The organism is Enterobacter sp. 03-F-07-AD-ECC (assembly GCF_047530935.1).
GTDB classification, from domain to species: Bacteria; Pseudomonadota; Gammaproteobacteria; order Enterobacterales; family Enterobacteriaceae; genus Enterobacter; species Enterobacter cloacae.
This window is the reverse complement of record NZ_JBLKBZ010000002.1, coordinates 149,274-174,791: the sequence shown is the minus strand read 5'-3', so window position 1 is coordinate 174,791 and position 25,518 is coordinate 149,274. Positions and strand designations below refer to the sequence as shown.

The 25,518-nt window shown below is 54.7% G+C and carries 22 protein-coding genes and 1 tRNA gene; 12 read left to right on the top strand and 11 right to left on the bottom strand.

All coding sequences use genetic code 11. The features are described from left to right. Window positions 1-7 precede the first annotated feature (7 nt). Together rcsB and rcsD are read right to left on the bottom strand one after the other, a co-directional pair. Entirely contained in the window at window positions 8-658 is a 651-nt protein-coding gene (gene rcsB, locus ACMWKA_RS03665) for a response regulator transcription factor RcsB (protein ID WP_003859405.1), read from the bottom strand. A 16-nt stretch (window positions 659-674) separates the two neighbouring features. Continuing rightward, complete coding sequence (gene rcsD / locus ACMWKA_RS03660) at window positions 675-3,347, bottom strand: phosphotransferase RcsD (RefSeq protein ID WP_032618586.1); 2,673 nt, start codon at window positions 3,345-3,347, stop codon at window positions 675-677. 742 nt (window positions 3,348-4,089) lie between these two features. Between rcsD and ACMWKA_RS03655 the strand changes: the two genes are divergently transcribed. The 6 genes from ACMWKA_RS03655 (at window position 4,090) to mgtE (ending at window position 11,434) form a co-directional block, all read left to right on the top strand. After that, complete coding sequence (locus tag ACMWKA_RS03655) at window positions 4,090-5,178, top strand: porin OmpC (RefSeq protein ID WP_038420237.1); 1,089 nt, start codon at window positions 4,090-4,092, stop codon at window positions 5,176-5,178. A gap of 115 nt (window positions 5,179-5,293) precedes the next feature. After that, window positions 5,294-6,349: an FAD:protein FMN transferase ApbE gene (apbE, locus tag ACMWKA_RS03650; RefSeq protein WP_013098005.1), complete on the top strand. Its 1,056-nt coding sequence runs from the start codon at window positions 5,294-5,296 to the stop codon at window positions 6,347-6,349. Window positions 6,350-6,421: 72 nt separating this feature from the next. Next, the gene (ada, locus tag ACMWKA_RS03645) at window positions 6,422-7,480 is read left to right on the top strand and encodes a bifunctional DNA-binding transcriptional regulator/O6-methylguanine-DNA methyltransferase Ada (protein WP_414759996.1); all 1,059 of its coding nucleotides are present in this window, start codon (window positions 6,422-6,424) and stop codon (window positions 7,478-7,480) included. Beyond that, a complete protein-coding gene (alkB, locus tag ACMWKA_RS03640) occupies window positions 7,480-8,136 on the top strand; it encodes a DNA oxidative demethylase AlkB (RefSeq protein ID WP_045903369.1) in 657 nt (218 codons plus the stop codon). The genes ada and alkB overlap by 1 nt, the downstream gene beginning before the upstream one ends. Before the next feature lie 69 nt (window positions 8,137-8,205). After that, window positions 8,206-9,849: a multidrug ABC transporter permease/ATP-binding protein gene (locus ACMWKA_RS03635; RefSeq protein WP_414759995.1), complete on the top strand. Its 1,644-nt coding sequence runs from the start codon at window positions 8,206-8,208 to the stop codon at window positions 9,847-9,849. A gap of 148 nt (window positions 9,850-9,997) precedes the next feature. Next, window positions 9,998-11,434 (top strand): magnesium transporter, encoded by a 1,437-nt coding sequence (mgtE, locus tag ACMWKA_RS03630; protein WP_013098001.1) that lies wholly within the window; start codon window positions 9,998-10,000, stop codon window positions 11,432-11,434. On the opposite strand, the gene ACMWKA_RS03625 is transcribed toward mgtE, so the two are convergent. Next, window positions 11,397-12,686, bottom strand: a complete 1,290-nt coding sequence (locus ACMWKA_RS03625; protein ID WP_347481683.1) for a SulP family inorganic anion transporter — start codon at window positions 12,684-12,686, stop codon at window positions 11,397-11,399. The two genes, mgtE and ACMWKA_RS03625, sit on opposite strands and share 38 nt — an antisense overlap. A 188-nt stretch (window positions 12,687-12,874) precedes the next feature. On the opposite strand from ACMWKA_RS03625, the gene mqo reads away from it, so the two are divergent. Then, complete coding sequence (gene mqo / locus ACMWKA_RS03620) at window positions 12,875-14,524, top strand: malate dehydrogenase (quinone) (RefSeq protein ID WP_020690675.1); 1,650 nt, start codon at window positions 12,875-12,877, stop codon at window positions 14,522-14,524. 135 nt (window positions 14,525-14,659) lie between these two features. On the opposite strand, the gene eco is transcribed toward mqo, so the two are convergent. Then, window positions 14,660-15,169: a serine protease inhibitor ecotin gene (gene eco, locus ACMWKA_RS03615; RefSeq protein WP_029883097.1), complete on the bottom strand. Its 510-nt coding sequence runs from the start codon at window positions 15,167-15,169 to the stop codon at window positions 14,660-14,662. Window positions 15,170-15,371: 202 nt separating this feature from the next. Between eco and ACMWKA_RS03610 the strand changes: the two genes are divergently transcribed. Continuing rightward, window positions 15,372-15,632 (top strand): DUF2534 family protein, encoded by a 261-nt coding sequence (locus tag ACMWKA_RS03610; protein WP_013097997.1) that lies wholly within the window; start codon window positions 15,372-15,374, stop codon window positions 15,630-15,632. 90 nt (window positions 15,633-15,722) lie between these two features. Here the strand turns inward: ACMWKA_RS03610 and ACMWKA_RS03605 are convergent. The 3 genes from ACMWKA_RS03605 to ACMWKA_RS03595 all read right to left on the bottom strand — a co-directional run bounded on the left by ACMWKA_RS03605 (window position 15,723) and on the right by ACMWKA_RS03595 (window position 17,879). Continuing rightward, a tRNA-Pro gene (locus ACMWKA_RS03605) sits at window positions 15,723-15,799 on the bottom strand. Window positions 15,800-15,871: 72 nt separating this feature from the next. Continuing rightward, complete coding sequence (yejM, locus tag ACMWKA_RS03600) at window positions 15,872-17,632, bottom strand: LPS biosynthesis-modulating metalloenzyme YejM (protein ID WP_020690103.1); 1,761 nt, start codon at window positions 17,630-17,632, stop codon at window positions 15,872-15,874. 19 nt (window positions 17,633-17,651) lie between these two features. Next, window positions 17,652-17,879, bottom strand: a complete 228-nt coding sequence (locus ACMWKA_RS03595) for a YejL family protein (protein WP_001135586.1) — start codon at window positions 17,877-17,879, stop codon at window positions 17,652-17,654. 134 nt (window positions 17,880-18,013) lie between these two features. Between ACMWKA_RS03595 and yejK the strand changes: the two genes are divergently transcribed. Continuing rightward, a complete protein-coding gene (gene yejK, locus ACMWKA_RS03590; protein WP_013097995.1) occupies window positions 18,014-19,021 on the top strand; it encodes a nucleoid-associated protein YejK in 1,008 nt (335 codons plus the stop codon). A 52-nt stretch (window positions 19,022-19,073) separates the two neighbouring features. Here the strand turns inward: yejK and rplY are convergent, their stop codons facing one another. From rplY to ACMWKA_RS03570, 4 genes are all read right to left on the bottom strand, one after another. Beyond that, a complete protein-coding gene (gene rplY, locus ACMWKA_RS03585) occupies window positions 19,074-19,358 on the bottom strand; it encodes a 50S ribosomal protein L25 (RefSeq protein ID WP_013097994.1) in 285 nt (94 codons plus the stop codon). A 118-nt stretch (window positions 19,359-19,476) separates the two neighbouring features. Then, window positions 19,477-20,349: an alpha/beta fold hydrolase gene (locus ACMWKA_RS03580; protein ID WP_414759994.1), complete on the bottom strand. Its 873-nt coding sequence runs from the start codon at window positions 20,347-20,349 to the stop codon at window positions 19,477-19,479. Window positions 20,350-20,401: 52 nt separating this feature from the next. Then, window positions 20,402-20,995 carry a TetR/AcrR family transcriptional regulator gene (locus ACMWKA_RS03575; RefSeq protein WP_062934667.1) on the bottom strand — a complete coding sequence of 198 codons (594 nt, stop codon included), beginning with the start codon at window positions 20,993-20,995 and terminating at the stop codon, window positions 20,402-20,404. Between the two features lie 71 nt (window positions 20,996-21,066). Beyond that, complete coding sequence (locus tag ACMWKA_RS03570) at window positions 21,067-22,824, bottom strand: DEAD/DEAH box helicase (protein ID WP_029883093.1); 1,758 nt, start codon at window positions 22,822-22,824, stop codon at window positions 21,067-21,069. 151 nt (window positions 22,825-22,975) lie between these two features. Between ACMWKA_RS03570 and rsuA the strand changes: the two genes are divergently transcribed. From rsuA to ACMWKA_RS03555, 3 genes are all read left to right on the top strand, one after another. Continuing rightward, window positions 22,976-23,683: a 16S rRNA pseudouridine(516) synthase RsuA gene (rsuA, locus tag ACMWKA_RS03565; RefSeq protein ID WP_013097990.1), complete on the top strand. Its 708-nt coding sequence runs from the start codon at window positions 22,976-22,978 to the stop codon at window positions 23,681-23,683. 15 nt (window positions 23,684-23,698) lie between these two features. Beyond that, window positions 23,699-24,895 (top strand): Bcr/CflA family multidrug efflux MFS transporter, encoded by a 1,197-nt coding sequence (locus tag ACMWKA_RS03560; RefSeq protein ID WP_038420224.1) that lies wholly within the window; start codon window positions 23,699-23,701, stop codon window positions 24,893-24,895. A gap of 278 nt (window positions 24,896-25,173) precedes the next feature. Further along, on the top strand, window positions 25,174-25,518 hold the full coding sequence (locus ACMWKA_RS03555) for a YejG family protein (RefSeq protein WP_013097988.1): 345 nt from the start codon (window positions 25,174-25,176) through the stop codon (window positions 25,516-25,518).

The following is a 25,518-nucleotide window of genomic DNA, read 5'->3' as shown; positions in this document are numbered from 1 at the left end:
TTCTGGATCAATCCTTATCCGTCGCGCTCAGCGTCACGGAGGAGAGATAGTTCAGCAGCGCGATATCGTTGTCCACGCCCAGTTTCATCATGGCTGATTTCTTCTGGCTACTGATGGTTTTAATACTGCGGTTCAGCTTCTTGGCAATCTCGGTCACGAGGAAACCTTCAGCGAAAAGACGCAGAACTTCGCTCTCTTTTGGCGACAGGCGTTTGTCACCGTAGCCACCTGCACTGATTTTTTCCAGCAGACGAGAGACGCTCTCAGGGGTGAACTTTTTGCCTTTCTGCAGCGCAGCCAGCGCTTTAGGCAGGTCAGTTGGTGCGCCCTGTTTCAGTACAATCCCTTCGATATCCAGATCCAGCACGGCGCTCAGAATCGCCGGGTTGTTATTCATGGTCAGAACAATGATCGAGATGTCCGGGAAGTGACGTTTAATATATTTGATGAGCGTGATCCCATCACCGTATTTGTCTCCAGGCATGGAGAGATCGGTAATGAGCACGTGTGCATCAAGTTTTGGGAGGTTATTGATCAGTGCTGTAGAGTCTTCAAATTCACCGACTACATTCACCCACTCGATCTGTTCAAGTGATTTGCGAATACCGAACAGTACAATCGGATGGTCATCGGCAATAATTACGTTCATATTGTTCATGTATTAGGCTACCTTGCTACAGCAAGCTTTTGACGTAGGCGTCAATGTCGCTGATGTATTTTTCAATGCCAGAGGCATCTTTCTCACGAATTAGATGTTCCAGCGTTTCACATAACTGCTTGCCGGGAACCAGATTAAGCATGGCAAACACCCCTTTAAGCCGGTGTGCTGTCTGCGCCAGCGCTGCAAAATCATTCGCAGCGGACTCAGTATACAACCGCTTAACATCATCTGGTACTGTATCAACAAAGAGTGAATAATATCCGCTGGCGTGAAGCTCGGCATTTTCATTGCCGCCTAACGGGGATTCCGCTATCTCTTCCTGCGCCAGTTGCTCTTCTATTAGTTGTAGTACAGCTTCCTGCATCGCATTGCTTATATTAAAGTTGACGCGCAGCTGGCCTGGGCCGATTTTTCGCACGCCTGGCTCATCATCGCTTAAAAGCAAGCCGGAGGCAGTAAGATTAGACGGATTATCAGTTAAAAACAGATCAAATTCTTGACTTGAGAGTCTTTCATCCGGCGTGATGCAGGCCGCACCCCAGTTTTCCAGCAGGCGTACCACGATATTGCGGATCTCGTTCGAAGTCACATCCACCATCACAACCACATCGTCCAGCAGGCGTTCTTCATCTTCTTCCTGAGGATTGGCGGCCATTTTTACGTGCAGCGAATAACGGGTGCCAAGCGATTCACGGGCTTTAATGTTCAGATGGCCGCCAAGCTTGCGCGCCAGCTGATCGCACAGCCAGAAGGTCAGAGCATTAGCCTTACCGTAGCGATCGCTTTGGGTATCGTTCAGGAACGGGAAGTGCAGATTATCAATCTCACTGGTTGTAACGCCTTCACCGGTATCGAGGATACGGAACGTCAGACGATCCTCCGCGGACTCGTCGGTATTGACCTCAAGCGTGATTTTGCCAATTTGCGTGGTGGTGACGGCGTACTGAATAATCATCAGCAGAATTCTACGCAGCGCCTCACGATCGCCGTGACGTTCGTCGTTGGCCGGCAGATGGTTGTTGATCAGCAGCTGCAGACCTTTGCGCTTAATCACCGGCAGAACTTCCGGCACCACTTCGTCAATCAGATCCTGAATCGAGAAGAGGGTCGGCGTGCCTTTCCAGAAGTCGTTCTCAAGCATGTTCGCGAGCTGGATCTCATCCACCATCCGCACCAGCGAATCCGCCTGGCTTGCCAGCTGTTGGCTTTCAGGCGTGCTCAACGCCGCCGCCTGCGTCGCCAGCGTTCTTAATGGCTGTTTGAAGGCATCACCAATATTTTGCATAAACGCGGCGCGACCCTGCTGATTTTTCTCATACAGTCTTTGCGCCTGCTTCAGTTTTTTGTTCACCAGCACTTCGCGATCCTGATCGCGAATAATGAAGATCTGCGTGCGGGAGGCGACCTGGCTGCGGAACTGACGGATCTCGTACAGTTCATTATTGACGGTGGCCTGAATCACCCCCTGATGTTGATCCGCCATGGTGGTGATGTTCTGCAGGTTAAGATGCGGCAGCAGATGGTCGGCAATTTTATTGCTCATCACCGTGCGGTTGGCTTCCTGGTCGTGAACCAGCACACCCAGCGGCAGTACTGAGATGATTTCTTCATTCAGGGCACGTAATACGCGCAATTCATTACTGGTTCCGGCCGGGACCGTTGAGGCATCGCTCTGACGCCCGGGCTGGAAACGGAACGTACTGTAGCCAAACAGCGCCAGCGCCAGTAGCCCAATATTCAGTAGCAGCGGTAACAGGATATTTTGCAGGGTGTCGAGCAGCAATGTGCCAAACGGCACCTGCCACACCAGGCGCATACCGGTTGAGTTCAGCGAAGAGGCAATTTCAATCTTCGAGCCGTTAAAGGAGATAGAAACGCTTTCTGCGGCCTCTTTATCCGAGGCAGCACGCATGTTCTGGGTACTGCTGTCCGGCTCCAGGCGGAAGCTGTCGAGCGGCATATCCGGCGGGATCAGATCGTTAATCGGCAGATCGAACGCCACAACCGTCGCCAGATGTCCTGGCTGGTTAAAGGTGGTGCGAAGGGTAAAGTAATGGCCATTTTGCCAGGCCAGACGGCGCAGGGAAGAGAAACTTTCGCGTTCATCAAGGGCGTTCGCCTGCTGCAGCATTTCTGCCCGGCGGGAATCGACAATGCTGCCCACGGTCGTCTCTTTAAAACCCGAGGAGAGATCTTTAAGCGGCAGGGTTGAGATCAGGATCATGCTGTTATCCTGACCGTTCAGATAGTACATCGACCATGGCACCGTCTCGGCACCCCAGAGGGTATCGAGATAGGTTGAAATGCGCTGCGTCATCTCAAGCGTCGCGCTGTCGTGCGAGCCGAAAATAAGCGCTTCCGTTTTGCGCTGCGGCTTTTCCAGGTAGTAAACGTCCTGCTTCAGTCGCGTTTCCTGCAGCCCTTCGCCTGAGGACGTCGCCGGGGCGGCCGCGATATTGTCGTAAATCTGCCAGGTGGCGTAGCGCCAGGTGTCAATGCGCTTGTGCACGGCATGCGTGATATCAACGACCTGATAGCTCTTATCCTTCAGCCAGGCGTTCACCGCGCTCTGAACCATAACCCCCATCGTGACCAACAGCACAACGATCAAAAGAAGAAAGAAACGGGTGATGCTCCCGGGGAGAAGGGAGAATTTGCTCGGGGCGGTAGTTTCAGTCTGACTCATTGATATGTTTAACCCGTAATGGCCGTGCTTTATGGCGATAGGGCAGTATAAAGGGTAATAACTGAATTTCCAGCCTCATAGCCTTTGAACACGCGACTTTTTCCTCTGTGAGTACTACTGAATGGTCTGTATTAAATGTGTACATACCCGAGGTGAATGTACAGATTACGCTCGATATCGGACAGAGAATAGCACGAATAAACAAGAAATTATGTTTTGTTGCGTTGCGTTTTATGCGGAAGGGGTTTCAGGCGAATTTAGTTAATAGTCGTTATGATTTCTGTGCGGTAGCACAAAAAAAAGAATAATTACGTAAAGAAAGGTAAAAAAAAACCGAATGCGAAGCATTCGGTTGAATTAGGGATAAACAGACATTCAAAGCTGAATGACGGTAATAAATAAAGTTAATGATGATAGCGAGAGTTATTTTAGTGATTACGCACGATCTTGTTTTGTCATTCAGTGCTGTAAATTTTTCTATTGTAACTGCATGATTTTTATGGGCGTATATTTTCGTTTGATTATTAGTGCTAATTTCTTAAGCGCTTTGTGCTTTGTAAAAGTTCCTTGATGTTTACAAATTGAAACATCTTGATAGTGAAATGAAACATTTTCAAAGTTTTCGTATCATATTCCTGTTGGATTATTCTGTAATTTTGAGGAGAATGAAATTGCCGACTGGTTAAGAGGGTTAACCGGTAAGCAGTGGTAATAATAAGGCATATAACAGAGGGTTAATAAAATGAAAGTTAAAGTACTGTCCCTCCTGGTACCAGCACTGCTGGTAGCAGGCGCAGCAAATGCGGCTGAAATTTACAACAAAGACGGCAACAAATTAGATCTGTATGGCAAAGTCGATGGTCTGCACTATTTCTCTGATGACGACAGTCAGGATGGCGACCAGACCTACATGCGTCTTGGCTTCAAAGGCGAAACTCAGGTTAACGATCAACTGACCGGTTACGGCCAGTGGGAATACCAGATTCAGGGTAACTCTGGTGAGAACGAAAACAACTCCTGGACTCGTGTGGCGTTCGCCGGTCTGAAATTTGGTGACGCGGGCTCTTTCGACTACGGTCGTAACTACGGTGTTGTTTACGATGTGACTTCCTGGACCGACGTTCTGCCAGAATTTGGCGGCGACACCTACGGTTCTGACAACTTCATGCAGCAGCGTGGTAACGGCTTCGCGACCTACCGTAACAGCGATTTCTTCGGCCTGGTTGATGGCCTGAACTTCGCTGTTCAGTATCAGGGTAAAAACGGTAGCGTGAGTGGTGAAGACCAGACTAACAATGGTCGTAATGAACTGCGTCAGAACGGTGACGGCGTTGGCGGTTCTATCACTTATAACCTGGGCGAAGGCTTCGGTATCGGTACTGCCATCAGCAGCTCTAAACGTACCAACTCTCAGAATGACTACGGCTTAGGTAACGGCGATCGCGCTGAAACCTACACCGGCGGTCTGAAATACGACGCTAACAACATCTACCTGGCTGCTCAGTATACTCAGACCTATAACGCAACTCGCATCGGTGATCAAGGCTGGGCCAACAAAGCGCAGAACTTCGAAGTGGTTGCTCAGTACCAGTTCGACTTCGGCCTGCGTCCTTCCGTGGCATACCTGCAGTCCAAAGGTAAGGACATTGAAGGTTACGGCGATCAGGATCTGCTGAAATATGTTGATGTGGGTGCGACTTACTACTTCAACAAAAACATGTCTACCTACGTGGACTACAAAATCAACCTGCTGGATGACAAAGAGTTCACCCGTAACGCAGGTATCAGCACTGACGATATCGTAGCACTGGGCCTGGTTTACCAGTTCTAATCGCTTTTCAGTGTAACAAAGGGGCCGGCTGGCCCCTTTTTATTGCCTTTTTTAAGGCCTTTCAATTCCCGCGTTTTGGTGTACTCTTGCCGCCCTGGCATGAGGATAATAATGAATGGACATGACTTTTTTACGCGCCAGCGTCCTGGCAACCTTTTTTTTCCTGACCGCATGTGACTCTTCCACGCCTGTGGCACACACCGACGCGCCAGCGGCGACGGTGCTGGAAGGCAAAACGATGGGGACATTCTGGCGCGTCAGCGTAATGAACCTTGATAAAGCACGCGCAGAAGAACTTCGCGGCAAAATTCAGTCTCAGCTGGATGCCGACGATCAGCTGCTATCCACCTACAAAAACGACTCGGCGCTGATGCGCTTTAACCTCTCTACCAGCACGTCCCTGTGGCCGGTGAGCGAGGAGATGGCCGATATCGTGACCGAATCGATGCGCGTGGGCTATAAAACCCACGGTGCGATGGACGTGACCGTGGGGCCGTTAGTTAACCTCTGGGGATTCGGCCCAAATAAGCAGCCGGTGACCACCCCCGATCAGGCGGCCATTGACGACGCCCGCGCCCGGACAGGGCTTCAGCACCTGACGGTGATCAACCAGTACGGGCAGCAGTATCTGCAAAAAGACATCCCCGATCTGTTTGTTGACCTGTCGACAGTCGGGGAAGGTTATGCGGCGGATCATCTGGCCGCACTGATGGCTCAGGAAGGCATCCCGCGTTATCTGGTCTCCGTGGGTGGCGCATTGGTCAGCCGGGGGATGAACGCCAGCGGCAAACCGTGGCGTGTGGCGATTCAAAAACCGACCGACCAGCAAAATGCGGTGCAGGCGATTGTCGATATTAACGGCCATGGCATCAGCACCTCCGGCAGCTACCGTAACTATTACGAGCTCGACGGGAAGCGGATCTCGCATGTCATTGACCCCCAGACCGGGCGACCCATTACGCATAATCTGGTCTCGGTTACGGTGATTGCCCCGACGGCGCTGGAAGCCGATGCCTGGGATACCGGGTTAATGGTGCTCGGTACTGAGAAAGCCAAAGAGGTGGTTCGCCAGCAAGGGCTGGCGGTGTATATGATCACCAAAGAGGCCGACGGCTTTAAGACCTGGAGTTCACCGCAGTTCGACAGCTTCCTGGTGAGCGAAAAGAATTAAAAAGCAAGGTTGCGGGTTTTTGATTGCTGGCGCTCAGGCAAGCTGTAGGTATGCTTGTAAGAGGAGCCGATGATGAAAAACCCGACCTATATGACCGATGAGGATCGCTGGCAGGCTGTGCTGACCCGCGATCCGCGTGCTGACGAACAATTTGTCTTTGCCGTCCAGACGACAGGGATCGTATGTCGTCCGTCCTGCCGCGCCCGACACGCGCTGCGTAAAAATGTCCACTTTTACCCCGATGTGCACCATGCTGTTCAGGCAGGGTTTCGGCCGTGCAAGCGTTGCCGACCGGACAAACGCGACCCGCAGGAAGAGAAGCTGGCAAAAGTGGAGCGCGCCTGCCGCCTGCTGGAGCAGGATCCCGCGTTAACGCTGGAAATGCTGGCGCAGCAGGTTGCCATGAGTCCTTTCCATTTTCACCGCCTGTTTAAATCCGTAACCGGGATGACGCCAAAAGCCTGGCAGCAGGCAGCGCGAGGGCAGCGCCTGCGCGATGCGCTCGCCCACGGGGATAAAATAACCGATGCCGTGCTGGCGGCAGGGTTTCCGGACAGCAGCAGCTACTATCGTAAAGCCAACGACGCGCTGGGCATGACGGCAAAGCAGTACCGTAAAGGGGATGTCGCAGTGCGCTATGCCATCAGCGAGTGTGCCTTAGGCCGCTGTCTGGTGGGTGAAAGCGAGCGGGGGATCTGCGCAATATTGCTGGGCGATGATGATGCCAAAGTCACCCAGGAGATTTTGTCGTTGTTTCCGGACGCGGAGCGCGCGCCGCTGGAAGGCGAATTTGCCCGACGTATTGCTCAGGTTATCCATACCATCGATAACCGTGGCGTGCCGCTGGCTCTGCCGCTGGATATTCGCGGAACCGCTTTCCAGCAGCAGGTCTGGCAGGCCCTGCGCAATATTCCCTGCGGTGAAACAGCAAGCTACCAGCAGGTGGCGCAGGCGATTGGCAAACCTGGCGCGGTACGTGCGGTGGCCGCAGCGTGTGCCGCAAATAAACTGGCGATCGTCATCCCTTGTCATCGTGTTGTACGCCAGGACGGAGCGCTTTCGGGCTATCGCTGGGGGACGGAACGAAAGGCGCTATTATTGAAACGTGAGTCCAGGAATCAGGAGGGATAATGCTCGATCTCTTTGCGGATGCAGAACCCTGGCAGGAGCCGCTAGCGCCTGGTGCAGTGATCCTGCGCCGGTTTGCACTCTCCCGGGCCTCGGCGCTGCTGGCCGGGATCCATGACGTCGCGGCCGTTTCGCCATTCCGACATATGGTGACGCCTGGCGGCTACACCATGTCGGTGGCGATGACTAACTGCGGTACGGCAGGATGGGCAACCAACGAACGGGGCTATCTCTATGCCCCGGACGATCCCGTCACCGGCAAGCCCTGGCCGCCCATGCCTGCGGTTTTTCAGGCGCTCTGCCATGATGCCGCCGTCGAGGCCACCTATCCCGATTTTCAACCGGATGCCTGTCTTATCAACCGCTATGGCGTTGGGGCGAAACTCTCGCTGCATCAGGATAAAGATGAACCCGATCTGCGTGCGCCGATCGTCTCGGTATCCCTGGGTCTGCCCGCCATATTCCAGTTCGGCGGATTACGCCGCAACGATCCTCTCCAGCGTCTGATGCTGGAGCATGGGGATGTGGTGGTGTGGGGCAGGGAGTCGCGGCTCTATTACCACGGCATTCAGCCACTGAAGCCTGGCGTCCATCCGCAGACGGGCGAGTTCCGCTTTAACCTGACTTTCCGCCAGACCGCGCCAGGCAAACAAAAATAAGAATTATTCTTGATGTAAACGCAGGGCAGTTTACACTGCTGGCTGATTTTTATTGTCCGGATTGCCTGCATGCAACTACTTCTTCTTGTCTGGCGTCAGTATCGCTGGCCCTTTATTGCGGTAATGGCGCTAAGCCTTGCCAGCGCCGCATTAGGTATTGGTCTTATCGCCTTCATCAACGTGCGTTTGATCGAAATGGTCGACACCTCGCTGTCCGTTCTGCCGGAATTCCTGGGGCTATTATTGCTGCTGATGGCGGTCACGCTGGGTTCCCAGCTGGCGCTGACGGCCCTCGGGCATCATTTCGTCTTCCGCCTGCGCAGCGAGTTTATCAAGCGTATCCTGGATACCCAGGTGGAGCGCGTCGAGCAGCTCGGCAGTGCCTCTTTGCTGGCGGGACTGACCAGCGACGTGCGCGCCATCACCATTGCGTTTGTCCGTCTGCCGGAGCTGGTACAGGGCATTATCCTGACCGTTGGCTCGGCGGCCTATCTCGCCTGGCTCTCCAGCAAGATGCTGGCCGTTACGGCACTGTGGATTACTATCACCATCTGGGGTGGTTTCCTGCTGGTTTCCCGCGTCTACAAACACATGGCGGTACTGCGTGAAACCGAGGACAAACTCTATAACGATTACCAGACGGTACTGGAAGGGCGTAAAGAGCTGACCCTTAACCGCGAGCGTGCCGAGCATATCTTCAACAACCTCTACATCCCGGACGCGCGTGAATACCGGCACCATATTATCCGTGCCGATACCTTCCACCTGAGCGCGGTTAACTGGTCGAACATTATGATGCTGGGCGCGATTGGCCTGGTCTTCTGGATGGCCAACAGCCTGGGCTGGGCCGATACCAATGTAGCGGCAACTTACTCCCTGACGCTGCTGTTTTTGCGCACACCGCTGCTCTCTGCCGTCGGCGCATTGCCCACCTTGCTGAGCGCGCAGGTGGCGTTTAATAAGCTCAAAAAGTTCGACCTTGCGCCGTTCAAAGCCGAGTTCCCGCGCCCTCAGGCCTTCCCGAACTGGCAAACGCTGGAACTGCGTAACGTCACATTCCTCTACCAGGACAACGCCTTTTCCGTGGGGCCGGTCAATCTGACGATTCATCGCGGCGAACTGCTGTTTCTCATTGGCGGTAACGGCAGCGGGAAATCGACGCTGGCGATGTTGCTGACGGGGTTATATCAGCCGCAATCGGGTGACATTCTGCTGGATGGCCGCGCGCTCAACGCAGAGAAGCCTGAGGATTATCGCAAGCTGTTCTCGGCGGTATTCACCGATGTCTGGCTCTTCGATCAGCTGCTGGGGCCGGAAGGGCAACAGGCTAACCCGGCGCTGGTGGAGAAGTGGCTGGCGCATCTGCAGATGTCGCACAAGCTTGAGCTGCAGGACGGCAAGATCCTCAACCTGAAGCTCTCGAAAGGCCAGAAAAAGCGCGTGGCGCTGCTGCTGGCCCTGGCGGAAGAGCGCGACATCATTCTGCTGGACGAATGGGCAGCGGATCAGGACCCGCATTTCCGCCGCGAGTTCTACCAGGTGCTGCTGCCGCTGATGCAGGCGATGGGCAAAACCATCTTTGCCATCAGCCATGACGATCACTACTTCATTCACGCCGACCGGCTGCTGGAGATGCGTGACGGCAAGCTGAGCGAGCTGACCGGTGAAGAGCGCGATGCGGCGTCTCGCGATGCGGTGGCGCGCACGGCCTGAAGCCTTCACTCTAACCCTCTCCCACGGGGAGAGGGGATAAATCGTGCATGTTATGCCGATTTTTTCTCCATCCCGCCCCGTTGTTTATTCTTATTTACATATCTCCGCGCTATGCTTAAAGCCAACTTATTTCATGGATTTATGATTAATGTCGGTTTTAAAGAAAAACAGTGCCAGGCAGCGCGACCAGGAACGTGCGCGTCTCATCTGGCTCCTCACGACGGATAAAGCGGTCACCTCTGCGTTACTGGGCAAACTGACCCTGGCTGAGCAATATGATGTCGGCACGCTGGCCGACGATATTGCTGAGGTAGGTGCGCTGGTTGCTCATTTACCTCCGCCGGATCTGGCGGATACCCTGGAAGCCCTCCCCTCGGAAGAGCGTCACGCCCTGTGGCGGCTGGTGCAGGATCACGAGCGCGGGCAGGTGTTGCTGGAAGCCTCTGAAAACGTCTGGGACGATCTCATTGATGAGATGAGCGACCGGGATATCCTCGATGCCCTGCAGACGCTGGACATTGACGAGCAGATTTACCTCGTTCAGCACCTGCCGCGAAACCTGACCGGGCGACTGCTGGCTTCGCTGCCTGCGGAAGAGCGGGCACGCGTGCGTCAGGTGATGCACTATGACAAACACAGCGTGGGCGCCATTATGGAGTTTGGCGTCATCATGGTGCGCCCGGATGTGACTCTCGGTACGGTGCAGCGCTATCTGCGTCGCCTGGGCAGCATGCCGGACAACACCGATAAACTGTTCGTCACCTCCCGGGATAAAACCCTGCTTGGCGAGCTGGAGCTTAAAACGATCCTGCTCAACAGCACCCAGCGGCGGGTGAGTGAGGTGATGGAAACCGAGCCGATGGTCTTCTCCCCGGAAGACGACGCGGAAAAAGCGGCCCGTACCTTCGAACGTGACGACCTTGTGAGCGCGGCGGTCGTAGATTCTGTGGGTAAACTGATGGGGCGTCTGACCATCGATGAGATCGTTGACGTGGTTTACGAAGAGACCGATAACGATTTACGTGCGCTCGGCGGGATCAGCGCCGAAGATGACGTCCACGCCTCCGTCGGCAAGGCAGTGAAAACCCGCTGGGCATGGCTCGCCATTAACCTCTGCACTGCATTTATCGCCTCCCGGGTGATCGACGGCTTTGAACACACCATTTCACAATTGGTCGCGCTGGCCTCGCTGATGCCGATTGTGGCCGGCATTGGCGGCAACACCGGCAACCAGACCATTACCATGATCGTCCGCGCGCTGGCGCTGGAGAACATTCAGCCGGGTAACTTCGCCTTCCTGATCTTCAGGGAGATGGGGGTGGCGCTGATTAACGGCCTGGTGTGGGGCGGCATTATGGGCGGCATTACCTGGTGGCTGTACGATGATATGGCGTTAGGCGGGGTGATGATGCTGGCGATGGTGCTGAATCTGCTGGTGGCCTCCATGATGGGGGTCATTATCCCCCTGACGATGACCAAACTGGGGCGCGACCCCGCGGTGGGGTCGAGCGTGATGATTACCGCCATCACCGATACCGGCGGTTTCTTTATTTTTCTTGGGCTTGCAACGATTTTTCTTCTTTAAGCCGACGCTTGAGCCGGGCGGGAAGCAGGGCCATCACAATAATCCCGCCCAGTACGCCAATGGCCAGGTTACCGGTTGAAACCGTTGCTGCAACGGTAATCAGCATCACAACCGTTTCGGCAATGGGCGCACTTTTTAACGTGGCAGGCTGAAGGCTGTGCCAGTTAAACGTTTTGATGGCAACAATCGCCATGATCCCGGCCAGAACGGCCATCGGGATTTTTGCCATCACCTCACTGAGGGCGGTGACCAGCACCAGCAGCACCATGCCCGCTGCAAAAGTTGAGACGCGACTGCGACCTTTGCCCATCTCCACGTTGACGATGGTTTGTCCGATCATGGCACAGCCCGCGATACCGCCGTACAACCCGGCAAGAATATTCCCTGCGCCGAGGCCGATACTTTCACGGCGTTTGCTGGACGTCGTCGCGGTCAGTTCATCCACCAGTTTTGCCGTCAGCAGTGATTCCAGCAGGCCGACAAAAGCGATACTCAGCGCGCATGGCCAGATGATGCTGAGCGTTTCCATATTCAGCGGGACGAGCAGATGCGTCATCCCTGGCAAACCACTGCTCATAGAACCTTCATCCCCCACAGTCGGGAGAACCTGTCCGCTGGTCACGGTGAACAGGGTGAGCAGTACAATCGCAATAAGCGGTGACGGGATGCTTTTAACAAAACGCGGCACCCACAGCACAATCAGCAGCGTCAGCACGAACAGACCCACAATCAGCGGGCTGCGGCTCCAGAAATGGGGAACCTGCGCGAAGAAAATTAACAATCCCAGCGCATTTACGAAGCCGGTCATCACCGACTGGGGAATAAAGCGCATCAGGCGCGCCATTCCGAGCACGCCGAACAGAATCTGGATTATCCCCGCCATCAGGACCGCCGGCAGGATGTACTGCACGCCGTGCTGATGCACCATCGGGCCAATCACCAGCGCGACGGAGCCCGCAGCTGCTGTGACCATCGCACGACGACCGCCGAACGCTGAAAGGGTCAGACACAGCACCACAGAGGCAATCAGGCTGACCTTTGGGTCAACGCCTGCGACCACGGAAAAGGAGATCACCTCAGGAATGAGGGCCAGAGCGGTGATTACGCCTGCCAGCGTTTCGCGTAGCAGCAGTTGAGGGGAACGCAGCACCGTGGCGACCTGGTCTTCACGGGAAAGAGAAGCATGGGGTAATGACATAACAATTCGCAGATTAGGGCGGGCTTCCGTGCGCGCGATCACAAAGTGCAGCATAGTAACCAGAAATAACGCGCCTTGCCAGTTTCATCCGGCAATCCCACACAAACAATCCATCATTAAATTTCACAATTACAATAATTTCGTAACCTTTAAACAATATTTAAAAGTTGCTACCGTTCCCCCCGCAGCTTTTTTCACCTGCAATTTCCACGCTTCAAGCACTACTCAACTAAGGCAAAATTATGAAAAAAATGACTGCCATGCTCTTTTCTCTGGCCGTGGGGCTGAACACCGTCTCCATGGCGGCGAAAGCTGACGCACCAAAAGAGCAGGAAACGGACGTCCTTTTAATTGGCGGCGGCATCATGAGCGCCACGCTGGGAACCTATCTGCAAGAGCTTCAGCCGGACTGGTCAATGACCATGGTCGAGCGCCTCGATGGCGTGGCGCAGGAAAGCTCAAACGGCTGGAATAACGCCGGTACCGGACATTCGGCACTCATGGAACTGAACTATACGCCGCAGAAAAAGGACGGTTCCATTAGTATCGAGAAGGCGGTAGAGATCAACGAAGCATTCCAGATTTCTCGCCAGTTCTGGTCTCACCAGGTGAACAGCGGCGTGTTGCACGATCCGCACTCCTTCATCAACACCGTGCCGCACATGAGCTTTGTGTGGGGCGAGCAGAACGTGAACTTCCTGCGCGCGCGCTACGCGGCGCTGCAGCAGAGCACGCTGTTCCGCGGCATGAAATATTCTGAAGATCACGCGCAGATCAAAGAGTGGGCACCGCTGGTGATGGAAGGTCGTGACCCGAACCAGAAGGTGGCGGCAACCCGTACTGAGATTGGTACTGACGTCAACTATGGCGAAATCACCCGTCAGCTGGTGGCTTCTCTGAAGAAAAAAGAGAACTTCAATCTGCAGCTCAGCACCGAAGTGCGTGGCTTTAAGCGCAACGCTGACAACAGCTGGAGCGTGACCGTTGCCGATCTGAAAAACAACGAAGCCGAGCACGTTATCAAGGCAAAGTTTGTCTTTATTGGTGCGGGCGGTGCGGCGCTGAAACTGCTGCAGGAGTCCGGTATTCCGGAAGCGGACGACTACGCGGGCTTCCCGGTGGGCGGTCAGTTCCTGGTGTCGGAAAACCCGGAAGTGGTGAACCGTCATCTGGCAAAAGTGTATGGTCAGGCCTCCGTGGGGGCGCCGCCAATGTCCGTTCCACACATCGATACCCGTATGCTTGATGGTAAGCGTGTGGTGCTGTTCGGGCCGTTTGCAACCTTCTCCACTAAGTTCCTGAAAAACGGCTCGTTGTGGGATCTGCTGAGCGCAACCACCACCTCAAACGTGAAGCCAATGATGGATGTCGGTCTGGATAACTTCGATCTGGTGAAATACCTGATTAGCCAGGTGATGCTTTCTGATGAAGAACGCTTCGAGGCGCTGAAAGAGTACTATCCGCAGGCGAAGAAAGAAGACTGGCGTCTGTGGCAGGCGGGTCAGCGCGTACAGATCATCAAACGCGATCCGAAAGAGGGCGGTGTGCTGCGTCTGGGTACCGAAGTGGTAAGCGATAAAGACGGCACTATTGCCGCCCTGCTGGGGGCTTCCCCTGGCGCCTCTACCGCTGCACCTATCATGCTGCACCTGATGGAAAAAGTGTTTAAAGATAAAGTCGCCACGCCGGAATGGCAGGCGAAGCTGAAAACGATTATTCCATCCTACGGTACGAAGCTGAACGGTAACGTGGACGCGACGGAGCAGGAGCTGGAATACACCAGCCGCGTGCTGCAGCTGCAATACGTTAAGCCGCAGGCTGCTGATGCTGCACCAAAAGCGGAGCTGAAGCCGCAGGCAGAAAACAAACCGGTGGCGGATATCGCGCTGTAAGGTAAAAGCAAAACGGTAACATCCGTTACCGTTTTTAGTGTTTTCTCCCTCTCCCGGTGGGAGAGGGTTGGGGTGAGGGCACCAGAGCACACCCATTCCGGGTCGGGTAAGGCGAAGCCGCCACCCGACTTATTCTTAACGTACTACCGCTTGTCCGATGTTTTCATCCGCCTTCCACACGCGATATTTCACTTCCACGTTTTCCGGCGTATACACCACGATTGGCAGCTTGCTGTTGTAGCGTAACAGGCTGTTATCACCCAGATACGCGGTCACGAATTTCTTCTCTTTCTTGCCATCCGGGCAGGCCATCATGGTGGAAACCGGTGACGTCACTTTATCAAAGATAAAGTAGTCGTAGCCCCAGCCTTCCAGCGTTTTGCTTTCCAGCTGTCCGCCGAGACGATGCTGGTTGCAATCCACTTCCAGCGTCTGGCCGATCAACAGTTCCACTTTGAAATTCGCTTCATTTTGCTGAGCCGGTAACTGGATCACCTGACGCTTCATGCCTTTTTCCGCTTGCGGATAAGGCGCGATTTTTTCCAGAGGTTGTACCTTCTGGCTTTCAGTTGCGAAGGCGCTGGTGCTGACGCACGCGGCGGCGATCAGGGCAAGGGCAAATTTAGGTGCGTTTTTCACAGTCATTCCTTTATGTCAAAACCATCCTGAAGAGATTAGCATAACGCCCATGTATGATTAGCGTGATTTACTTACATTTTCAATAAAAGCAGTGTAATGAGCTAATTCAGTGCCATTTTTGTGGTGGTTTGTACTTCGGTGGAGTCTGGCGGCAGATCGTGTTATTTTAAGGCATAAATAATGTTATTCATCTGTAAAGGGAAGAGAGATGATTCGTGCAAAACTGAAAACACCTGAAGGCCGTAAGTTCCTCCTGGCGCTGCTGGTTGTGTTTATGATTGCGGCCGCGTGCGTGGGCCGGGCAACCATTGTCGGCGTCATCGAACAGTACAACATTCCACTCTCTGCGTGGACGACCAGCATGTATGTCCTGCAGTCGGCGATGATCTTCGTTTACAGCCTGGTGTTCACCGTCCTGCTTGCCATTCCGCTGGGTATTTTCTTCCTTGGCGGGCGCGACAAGCACTAAGCGTTCACTTGCGATCTCAAAAGCCAGCCTGCGGGTTGGCTTTTTTTGTGCACAAAAAAACCAGCCATATGGCTGGTTTTTAAATAGTTTTGGTCGGCACGAGAGGATTTGAACCTCCGACCCCCGACACCCCATGACGGTGCGCTACCAGGCTGCGCTACGTGCCGACGCATGAAATGAATACTACTCGATTCCGTTTTGAATGCAAGGGAATCTGAGGCTAACTGGTTTATAATTAATCAGTTAGCGATAAACCGTTTCTCATCCGTCAGAACCTGTAGCAGCAGATTCAACTGCGGTTTCTGGTCTTTCAGCCGTTCACCCTGCAGATTATACGTCTGGTAGTTTCCGTTATTGTTCAATACCAGCGTCAGCATTGGCGTGGTGACCGCCAGCGTATCATTGCCCGCTGCCGTGACCCAGTTGTGGCGACGCGTGGCGCTGAAGAGATCCTGCCCCTGTGAATATTCATTTGCCGGTGTACTGACGTGCAGCAGTCGTTGCATCAGCGTGGTCATCACATCTTTATGTTCGGTGAGCATGTTAATGCGCTGAGCGGGGGTGCCCGGCCAGTGGATCACCAGCGGAACATGCAGATTCGGCCGCGACCAGCTCATACTCTTCGCTTCGTCGCCCAGCGGTACGCCGTGGGCTGCCGTCACGATCACCACGGTGTTTTCGAGCTTGCCGGATTCGCGTAAGGCATCAAGCACGCGGCTAATCTGGTCATCAACATTGCCTGCTGCACGGCTGTAGCGGCGCGCAAAGCCTTTCTGATTGCTGTCATCGAGCGTGGTGCCATTAAAGGCAACCCAGGAGAACCAGCGGTTATCTTCCTGCGCATAACGCTGCAGCCAGTTAATCCACTGACTGGCGGTCTGCTCGTCCGACTGGCTTTCTGCGGCTGGCAGGGAGAAATCAGACAGCAGCGCCTGGCGGTACAGCGCGCTGTTAAAGCCGTCTGAGGAGAACAACCCTAACTGATATCCCTGCTGATTGAGCCCGGTGATCAGCGCTGCAGGAATGCGCGCAGAAAGCACGCCGTCCATGTAGGCGGCTGAAATGCCATAGAACAGGCCAAAAATGCCCGCATCGGCGGTGTTGCCGGAGCTCATATGCTGGGTGAACGTCACGTTCTTGCTGGCGAACTCGGCAAGCGCAGGCATCTGCTTCTCGTAACGGGAGTAGTTCAGACCATCGACGGTGATCAGCAGGACATTCTGTCCGCGTCCCATATCGCGATAGCGCAGATCGCTCAGCGGATACTGCACACTAACCGCTTCCGGATTCCCTTGCTCAATCAGACGACGCTGGTACTCCTGCGCGTCCAGCAGCCCGTGCTTCTCAAGGAAACGACGCGCCGTCATTGGATAAGAGAGCGGCAGGTTCGCCCGCTGCATGGTGATCGGGCGATAGAAGTTCGCATCCGCCCAGATATACATGATGTGCGAACTGATAAAGGAGACGAAAAAGATCGCGGCCACCGGTTTCGCGTAATGGCGTCGGCGGGTCAGGCTGCGCAGTTTTTGCCAGCTCCAGGTGGCAAACAGCATCTCTATCAGAAGGATCACCGGGACGCTGATAAACATCAGCTGCCAGTCACGGGCCGTTTCGTTCTGATCGGGGTTAATCACCAGCTCCCAGACGATGGGATTGAGATGCAGGTGGAAGCGGGTGAACACTTCACTGTCGATAAGCAGCAGCGTCATCCCTGCCGTTGCAAGGATGGCGGATAAAAATCGCATCAGACGCTGCGACATGACGATAAACGTCAGCGGGAAGAGGATCAGCAGATAGGTGGCGAAAACCAAAAAGCTAAAGTGCCCTACAACGCTTATCCAGGAGTAAATACGCCCGGTTAGCGTCGTCGGCCAGTCTGCGACAAACAGATAACGACAGCCGATAAGCGTCGCCAGCAGAATGTTGAACAGGGCAAACCAGTGCCCCCAGCTGACCATCTGGGAGACTTTTTCACGGTAGCGCTGACGATTCGTCACCATAAACTGTTGTTCGTTTCCCTTAATGGGCCTGGTCGTCGCTAACGGAAGACTGTAAAGCCTGGGCGAAAGATTTGGCGATCGCCTGACGCTGAGCCGGAGCAACGCTGGTATTGATAAGGTTGGTGACCATATTTCCCAAAACCATCAGGGAGAGATCGGTCGGTGTTTTATGTTTTTCCAGTACGTTGACCAGCTCACTGAGCAATTGTTCAACGTGTTCATCACTGTAGCGGGAATGTTGTGGCATAAATCAAAATCAGTTTGTTGATGAAAGGGCAACATATTACCGTAGCAACAGCTTTTTTTCCCCTTTTTTATCAGTTGTTGCACACATGTCCTGGTGGTGGTTGAATACCGCCCGGTCTAAAAGGAGAGTTTATCATGAGTCTGGAAATCAACCAGATTGCCTTGCACCAGCTTATCAAGCGTGATGAGCAAACCCTTGAAGTGGTGCTGCGCGATTCGTTACTGGAACCCACGGCAACCGTTGTGGAAATGATGGCGGAACTGCACCGCGTCTACAGTGCAAAAAATAAAGCCTATGGTCTGTTCAGCGACGAGAGTGAACTGGCTGATAGCCTGCGCCTGCAACGTCAGGGTGAAGAAGATTTCCTGGCGTTTAGCCGCGCGGCAACCGGACGTCTGCGCGACGAACTGGCAAAATACCCGTTTGCCGACGGCGGTATCGTTCTGTTCTGCCACTATCGCTACCTGGCGGTCGAGTATCTGCTGGTCACCGTGCTGAACAATTTAAGCAGTATGCGCGTGAATGAGCAGCTGGATATCAGCTCCACCCATTATCTGGATATCAACCATGCGGATATCGTTGCGCGTATTGATTTGACCGAGTGGGAAACCAATCCGGAGTCGACGCGCTACCTGACCTTCCTCAAAGGGCGTGTTGGCCGTAAAGTGGCCGATTTCTTTATGGACTTCCTCGGTGCCAGCGAAGGTCTCAACGCCAAAGCGCAGAACAAAGGGCTGCTGCAGGCGGTGGATGACTTCACGGCGGAAGCGCAGCTCGATAAATCTGAGCGCCAGAACGTGCGTCAGCAGGTTTACAGCTACTGCAACGAACAGCTGCAGGCGGGGGAAGAGATTGAGCTGGAGTCGCTGTCAAAAGAGCTGGCCGGCGTCAGTGAAGTCAGTTTCCAGGAATTTACCGCTGAGAAAGGGTATGAGCTGGAAGAGAGCTTCCCGGCGGATCGCAGTACGCTGCGTCAGTTAACCAAATTTGCCGGAAGCGGCGGCGGGTTAACCATCAACTTTGATGCCATGCTGCTGGGGGAACGTATCTTCTGGGATCCGGCCACCGATACGCTGACCATTAAAGGTACGCCACCCAACCTGCGCGATCAGCTGCAGCGTCGCACCGCTGGCGGTAAATAACCGCCATAAAAAAACCCCGCCGAAGCGGGGCTTTTTTTCGACATGTTTGCGATTACGCGCGAACGAAGTCGATGTGAGTCAGTTTTGGCTTGAACGCGTGACGCTGAACAGCCTGAACTTTCACTTTTTCTTCTTTACCGCCAACAACGATGGTCAGAACTTCGCTGTAGAATTCAGCTTTGGTCTGCATGTTCCATACTTTGTCGTGATCCAGTTCGATAGAAACTGGAGCAGCTTCGCCACCGTAAACGATAGCCGGGAACTTGTTAGCGGTACGCAGGCGGCGGCTCGCACCCTTACCCTGCACGTTACGTACTTCTGCTTCGATAGTGAACATTGATTTCTCTCTGTATTTAAAACCCTACTACAGGCGACCCAGCAGCAGGTGAGTGTTCTGCTTTGCGGATGCAAAAGCGGGCGGCATTATAGCCCCCAATCCACCTCAGGGCAATGAATTAATCCCCACTAAAAAAACCGCTTAGGGCGTCGGCGACGGCCTGAGGCTGCTCTTCTGGCTGAAAATGGCCGCAACGGGGGATCACGTGCCCGTCAACGCGTTCTGCAAACGCCCTCAGCGGCGAGGCCATATCAGGAATCGAACCCTGATCGGCACTGAGTGCCAGAACGGGAACGGAGAGTTTACCCCGTTCGCTAAGCGCCCGGTTTTGCGCGGCGGAGAGGGCGGCAGCGCGATAGTAAGCCAGCCCTGCGCGCAAGCCACCTTCGCGCGTAAAAATGCGCAGATACTCGTCAAGATCTGCCTCGCTGAAGGTGAGGGGATTCGCCGCTTTGCGACGCAGAAACCACTCCAGATAGCCACGTTCTTTGCCCCTGATGAGGAATTCAGGCAGGTCTGCAATTACGTGAAAGGCAAAATGCCAGGTGCGCCAGGCGCGGTCCGCGGTGACGGGGAGGGCATCGGGTAAGGTAACACCCGGAATGCCGGCGTCCAGCAGCGCCAGCTTTATCACCTCATCGCTGTACATCGCCGCATAAGGCCAGGCAACCCAGGCTCCCACGTCGTGACCGGCCAGATAGTAGCGATGCACGCCAAGCTGGGTCAGCAGTTCATGAACATGGCTGGCGAGGGTGTGGGTGTCATACCCCTCTGACGGACAATCGGTATCACCCTGTCCGGGTAAGTCCGGGGCGATCACATGGTAACGCTCGGCCAGCACAGGGATAACATGGCGCCAGGCGTACCAGTTTTCGGGGAAACCTGCCAGCAGGACAACCGTCTGCGCGTGCTGTTCTCCGGCGGTGACGTAGTGCGTGCGGATGCCATTGATGAGCGTGAAGTGGTGCTGCGGGGCGATGGGCATGGTCATAACGATATCCAGAATAATAGGAAATAATCGTTTCCTAATTGGTTAAAAAAACTCAGCCGAGCAGGCTGAGTGCCGCGTTAACGGCGCTATTGATTTCGTCCTCAGACAGGCCTTTTTTGCCGATCACGCGGTAACCCTGCAGCAGCGCGAAAAGATTACGTGCCGTTTGCTCCGTGGGCAGCGCGCGGGAAAGGCTACCGTCCCGCTGGCCTTCCTGAACCAGTTCGAGTAACAACTGCTCGGTACGCTGCATGGCGGCTTTGATGTACTGCGCGGTTGCCTCATCAAAAACCGCCAGCTCGGTCGCGCTGGCGACCACCAGACAGCCGCGTATGCCCTCTGGACCGTGGCTGCTCTCGGCGTAGAAACGTAACACCGCCGCGATTTTATCTCGCCCGCTGCGTGCCGCCTCGGTACGCTGGCGCAGGGCGGCGCTGCGCGTCCGGATGTAACGGTCGAACGCCGCGAGAAACAGGCCATTCTTGCTGCCAAAGGCTTTATACAGGCTTCCCGCCGTAAGGCCCGTCGCGTCACTCAGCTCTTTGATTGAGGTAGCATGATAGCCGCGCTCGCGGAAAACGAGCAGGGCGCTGTCGATGGCAGCGTCGGTGTCAAATTCACGCGGGCGACCGGGAAGACGTGACATGAGTGAGTCCTGTTGCAATACGATAATGCATAATAGGAAACAATCGTTTCCTATTCAAGGCCTGCCTGTCGTTAACGCAGTTCGTTGGCCCGACGAAAACGGCCTTCATAGTCAAAAACCTTTTCACGGACTTGCCAGTACTGGCCTTTCTTGCGGGCGACAACAAAATCCGGATGGCGCAGCAGCACCTGCTGATGCACGATATCCGCTACGGTTATCCAGCGCAGCGGTACGCCCGGTGTGCGGGTATGCGGGCGGATAAAGAGCTGTTCGAAAGCCGTGCGCTGAGCCGGAGTGTGCACCCGGAAGCGCTCGCTGACGTCGGCACCGTCCTCATCGTAATAGGTGATTTTCAGCCATTCGCCTTTTTCATCCGCTCCCGGTTGCAGCACCATGCCAGAGCAGCGCAGCACCAGGGCATCCTTTAACTTCAGCGCGGCCTTCAGCATGTCATCAGGGTCGACCAGAACCGTGTCACATTCGCGGCAGCGGCGGGCGGCAATATCATTTTCAGCGTTGCACTGGGGGCAGTTTTTAAAGCGGAAACGGAAATCGCACTGCTCGCGATGCCCTTCATCATCTTCAAACCAGCCCTGACAGCGGCGGCCAAAATGTTCGATCAGCGTACCGTCAGCCGTCGTCTTGCCCCAAAAGGTGTTGGCAAAGCCACAGGCAGGACAGAAGACCTGTACCGGCACGTTGTCACTTTTTCCTTTCGGCGTACCCACTTCAGGCGAGTAGAGATCGTGCGGGTTACCGGCGTAATCCAGGATCAGGCAGTCGGTTTTACCGGGAGCCAGACGCAGACCGCGGCCAACGATTTGCTGATACAGGCTGACCGATTCGGTCGGACGCAGAATAGCAATCAGGTCGACGTGGGGGGCATCAAACCCGGTGGTGAGCACCGAGACGTTTACCAGATAGCGAAACTGCTGCGCTTTAAACGCCTCAATCAGGCTGTCGCGCTCCGGGCCGGGCGTCTCGCCGGTGATCAGCGCCGCGTCGCCAGCGGGCAGTAAGCCGGTGATTTCGCGCGCATGCTCAACGGTGGCGGCAAAAATCATTACCCCTTTGCGCGTTTCAGCGAACTCTTCAATCTGGCTGATAATGTGCGGAGTGATGCGCTTTTGCTTTTTCAGCTCCTGGTTCAAATCCGCTTCGCTAAATAAACCGTTGCTCTGCGCCTGTAAGCGGCTGAAATCGTACTGGACGACCGGCATATCCAGCCGTTCAGGCGGGGTCAGGTAGCCGTGTTTAATCATATAGCGCAGCGGAAGTTCATAAATACAGTCGCTGAACAGCGCCTTCTCATCCCCTCGCACCATACCGTGATAATGAAAGCGGTAAATCCAGCCTTTACCCAGGCGAAACGGGGTTGCCGTCAGGCCCAGCAGGCGTAAGTGAGGGTTCACCTCTTTCAGGTGAGTGAGGATTTGCTGATACTGGCTATCGTCGTCATCACTGATGCGATGGCACTCGTCGACAATCAGCAGCGAAAATTCGCTGCGAAACAGCTCAAGGTTGCGGGCAACAGACTGCACGCTGCCAAACACCACTTTGCCGTGGCTCTCTTTCCGCTTTAGCCCGGCGGCGAAGATATCGGCCTCCAGACCAAGCGCGCAATACTTGGCATGGTTTTGCGCAACCAGCTCTTTGACGTGCGCCAGCACCAGCACGCGGCCGCGCGCCAGGCGGGCAAGTTCGGCGATCACCAGGCTTTTGCCTGCGCCAGTCGGGAGCACAATGGCCGCGGGCTCACGGTGTTTGCGAAACCAGGCCAGGGTGGCGTCAACGGCTTCCTGCTGATAGGGGCGAAGTGTAAAAGTCATGGGGTCTCTGTATCGTTATTCCGCATATAGTATGCCACGAAACTTTTTCCCTTGAGTGGCGCAACCAGACCATTATACTGAACCGTTCCTGACTGCTTCTTTTTCGGACGCATTGTCCGACTTCCAGCACCATTAAGGCTAAAAAGATTTCATGCGACTTGATAAGTTTATCGCTCAGCAACTCGGCGTAAGCCGTGCTATTGCCGGGCGCGAGATCCGCGCCAGCCGCGTTACCGTGGATGGCGACATTGTGAGAGACAGCGCGTTCAAACTGCAACCTGACCATCAGGTGGAGTATGACGGCAACCCGCTCACCCAGCAGCACGGCCCGCGCTATTTCATGCTCAATAAGCCGGAAGGCTACGTCTGTTCTACGGACGATCCGGATCACCCGACGGTGCTCTATTTCCTCGACGAACCGGTTGCACACAAGCTGCATGCGGCTGGCCGCCTCGATATCGACACCACGGGGCTGGTGCTGATGACCGACGACGGTCAGTGGTCCCACCGCATTACCTCTCCGCGACATCACTGTGAAAAAACCTATCTGGTGACGCTGGAATCGCCGGTGGCAGATGACACGGCAGAACAATTTGCCAAAGGCGTTCAGCTGCATAATGAAAAAGACCTCACCAAACCGGCGGTGCTGGAAGTCATTACCCCGACCGAAGTCCGTCTGACCATCAGCGAAGGGCGTTATCATCAGGTGAAACGTATGTTCGCCGCGGTGGGTAACCACGTTGTGGGTCTGCATCGTGAACGTATTGGGGCAATTGAACTCGATCCCGATCTGGCGCCTGGCGAATATCGCCCGCTGACGGAAGAAGAGATCGCCAGCGTCGGTCTGCCCTCGCATTAATTTCAGGAGAACCCTGTGACCACCAGGCCACACTCGTCTTTCAAAATTGTGTTCATTCTTGGCCTGCTGGCCATGTTGATGCCGCTGTCGATTGATATGTATCTGCCTGCGCTGCCGGTGATTTCGGCGCAGTTTGGCGTACCGGCAGGCAGCGCACAGATGACGCTCAGTACCTATATTCTCGGTTTTGCCCTTGGCCAGCTGTTTTATGGCCCGATGGCCGACAGCCTCGGACGTAAGCCGGTTATTCTGGGCGGAACGCTGATCTTTGCAGCCGCAGCCGTGGCCTGTGCGCTGGCACAGAGTATCGATCAGCTGATCGTGATGCGTTTATTCCACGGCCTCGCGGCGGCGGCGGCAAGCGTGGTGATTAACGCCCTGATGCGTGATATCTACCCGAAAGAAGAGTTCTCCCGCATGATGTCGTTTGTCATGCTGGTAACCACCATTGCGCCGCTGGTGGCGCCGATGGCCGGTGGCGCGGTGCTGGTATGGTTCAGCTGGCATGCCATTTTCTGGATCCTGGCGCTTGCCGCACTGCTGGCCTCGGCGATGATTTTCTTCTTTATTGATGAAACGTTAGCCGTCGAGCGCCGCCAGAAATTCCACATCCGTACCACAATGGGGAATTTTGCCTCGCTGTTCCGCCACAAGCGCGTGCTGAGCTACATGCTGGCAAGCGGCTTCAGCTTTGCCGGCATGTTCTCCTTCCTGAGCGCCGGGCCGTTTGTCTATATTGAGCTGAACCACGTTTCCCCTCAGCACTTTGGGTATTACTTTGCACTGAACATTGTGTTCCTGTTCATCATGACCATCATCAACAGCCGCTTTGTTCGCCGGATTGGAGCACTGAACATGTTCCGTGCCGGGCTGTGGATCCAGTTTGTGATGGCTATCTGGCTGGTGGTCAGCGCGTTTTTCGACGTGGGATTCTGGGCGCTGGTGGTGGGGGTTGCCGCTTTTGTTGGCTGCGTCTCGATGATCTCATCCAATGCGATGGCGGTTATCCTTGATGAGTTCCCGCATATGGCTGGCACCGCCTCATCGCTGGCGGGGACGTTCCGCTTCGGGATTGGTGCCGTGGTGGGGGCGTTACTCTCAATGGCGACCTTTAACACGGCCTGGCCAATGCTGTGGGCGATGGCGTTTTGTGCCACCAGCTCCATCCTCTTCTGTCTTTATGCCAGCCGACCGCGAAAAGCCGCTCATTAATCTGCACATCAGGCCCGATATGGGCCTTTTTGTTGACCCATATCAACCAAACTTGCGTTCGTTTACCCTGTGTTTGTTTCTTTTATGTAAAATCTATTTGTGTAAAAAGTCACATCATTGTATTTAAAAAGGTTGAGTTAGATCGCAGAAACGGGTACATATAGCGCCGACGCGAGCCTGGATACCTATAAAAAAGCGCTGAATAGTGCAGGTTGGCGATGATGTGTTACTATAAATGTAAATAAATTGTGAAGTAAATTTGCTTCCGGGGATCGAACGTGAATACATTACAACTCTCCATAGTCCATCGCTTGCCCCAGAGCTATCGCTGGTCGGCGGGTTTTGCAGGTTCGAAAGTTGAACCGATTCCGCAAAACGTTGCAGGTTGCGAGAATTGTCTGGTCGCGCTCAAACTGCTTAGCCCGAGCGATGAAGATGCATGGCCGGTGATGGAACGCTTAAGCCAGGCGCTGTCGGATATCGAAGTGGACAGCTCCGTACTGGAGTGTGAAGGCGAGCCGTGCCTGTTTGTTAAAAGTCAGGATGAATTTGCCGCAACCTGCCGCCTGAAAAACTTCGGCGTGGCCATTGCTGAGCCTTTCTCGGGCCAGTATCCCTTCTGA

Bases quoted from the DNA above. Each gene is read 5' to 3' on its own strand.
- rcsB (WP_003859405.1), bottom strand. From the start codon at position 658: ATGAACAATATGAACGTAATTATTGCCGATGACCATCCGATTGTACTG.
- rcsD (WP_032618586.1), bottom strand. From the start codon at position 3,347: ATGAGTCAGACTGAAACTACCGCCCCGAGCAAATTCTCCCTTCTCCCC.
- ACMWKA_RS03655 (WP_038420237.1), top strand. From the start codon at position 4,090: ATGAAAGTTAAAGTACTGTCCCTCCTGGTACCAGCACTGCTGGTAGCA.
- apbE (WP_013098005.1), top strand. From the start codon at position 5,294: ATGGACATGACTTTTTTACGCGCCAGCGTCCTGGCAACCTTTTTTTTC.
- ada (WP_414759996.1), top strand. From the start codon at position 6,422: ATGAAAAACCCGACCTATATGACCGATGAGGATCGCTGGCAGGCTGTG.
- alkB (WP_045903369.1), top strand. From the start codon at position 7,480: ATGCTCGATCTCTTTGCGGATGCAGAACCCTGGCAGGAGCCGCTAGCG.
- ACMWKA_RS03635 (WP_414759995.1), top strand. From the start codon at position 8,206: ATGCAACTACTTCTTCTTGTCTGGCGTCAGTATCGCTGGCCCTTTATT.
- mgtE (WP_013098001.1), top strand. From the start codon at position 9,998: ATGTCGGTTTTAAAGAAAAACAGTGCCAGGCAGCGCGACCAGGAACGT.
- ACMWKA_RS03625 (WP_347481683.1), bottom strand. From the start codon at position 12,686: ATGCTGCACTTTGTGATCGCGCGCACGGAAGCCCGCCCTAATCTGCGA.
- mqo (WP_020690675.1), top strand. From the start codon at position 12,875: ATGAAAAAAATGACTGCCATGCTCTTTTCTCTGGCCGTGGGGCTGAAC.
- eco (WP_029883097.1), bottom strand. From the start codon at position 15,169: ATGACTGTGAAAAACGCACCTAAATTTGCCCTTGCCCTGATCGCCGCC.
- ACMWKA_RS03610 (WP_013097997.1), top strand. From the start codon at position 15,372: ATGATTCGTGCAAAACTGAAAACACCTGAAGGCCGTAAGTTCCTCCTG.
- yejM (WP_020690103.1), bottom strand. From the start codon at position 17,632: ATGGTGACGAATCGTCAGCGCTACCGTGAAAAAGTCTCCCAGATGGTC.
- ACMWKA_RS03595 (WP_001135586.1), bottom strand. From the start codon at position 17,879: ATGCCACAACATTCCCGCTACAGTGATGAACACGTTGAACAATTGCTC.
- yejK (WP_013097995.1), top strand. From the start codon at position 18,014: ATGAGTCTGGAAATCAACCAGATTGCCTTGCACCAGCTTATCAAGCGT.
- rplY (WP_013097994.1), bottom strand. From the start codon at position 19,358: ATGTTCACTATCGAAGCAGAAGTACGTAACGTGCAGGGTAAGGGTGCG.
- ACMWKA_RS03580 (WP_414759994.1), bottom strand. From the start codon at position 20,349: ATGACCATGCCCATCGCCCCGCAGCACCACTTCACGCTCATCAATGGC.
- ACMWKA_RS03575 (WP_062934667.1), bottom strand. From the start codon at position 20,995: ATGTCACGTCTTCCCGGTCGCCCGCGTGAATTTGACACCGACGCTGCC.
- ACMWKA_RS03570 (WP_029883093.1), bottom strand. From the start codon at position 22,824: ATGACTTTTACACTTCGCCCCTATCAGCAGGAAGCCGTTGACGCCACC.
- rsuA (WP_013097990.1), top strand. From the start codon at position 22,976: ATGCGACTTGATAAGTTTATCGCTCAGCAACTCGGCGTAAGCCGTGCT.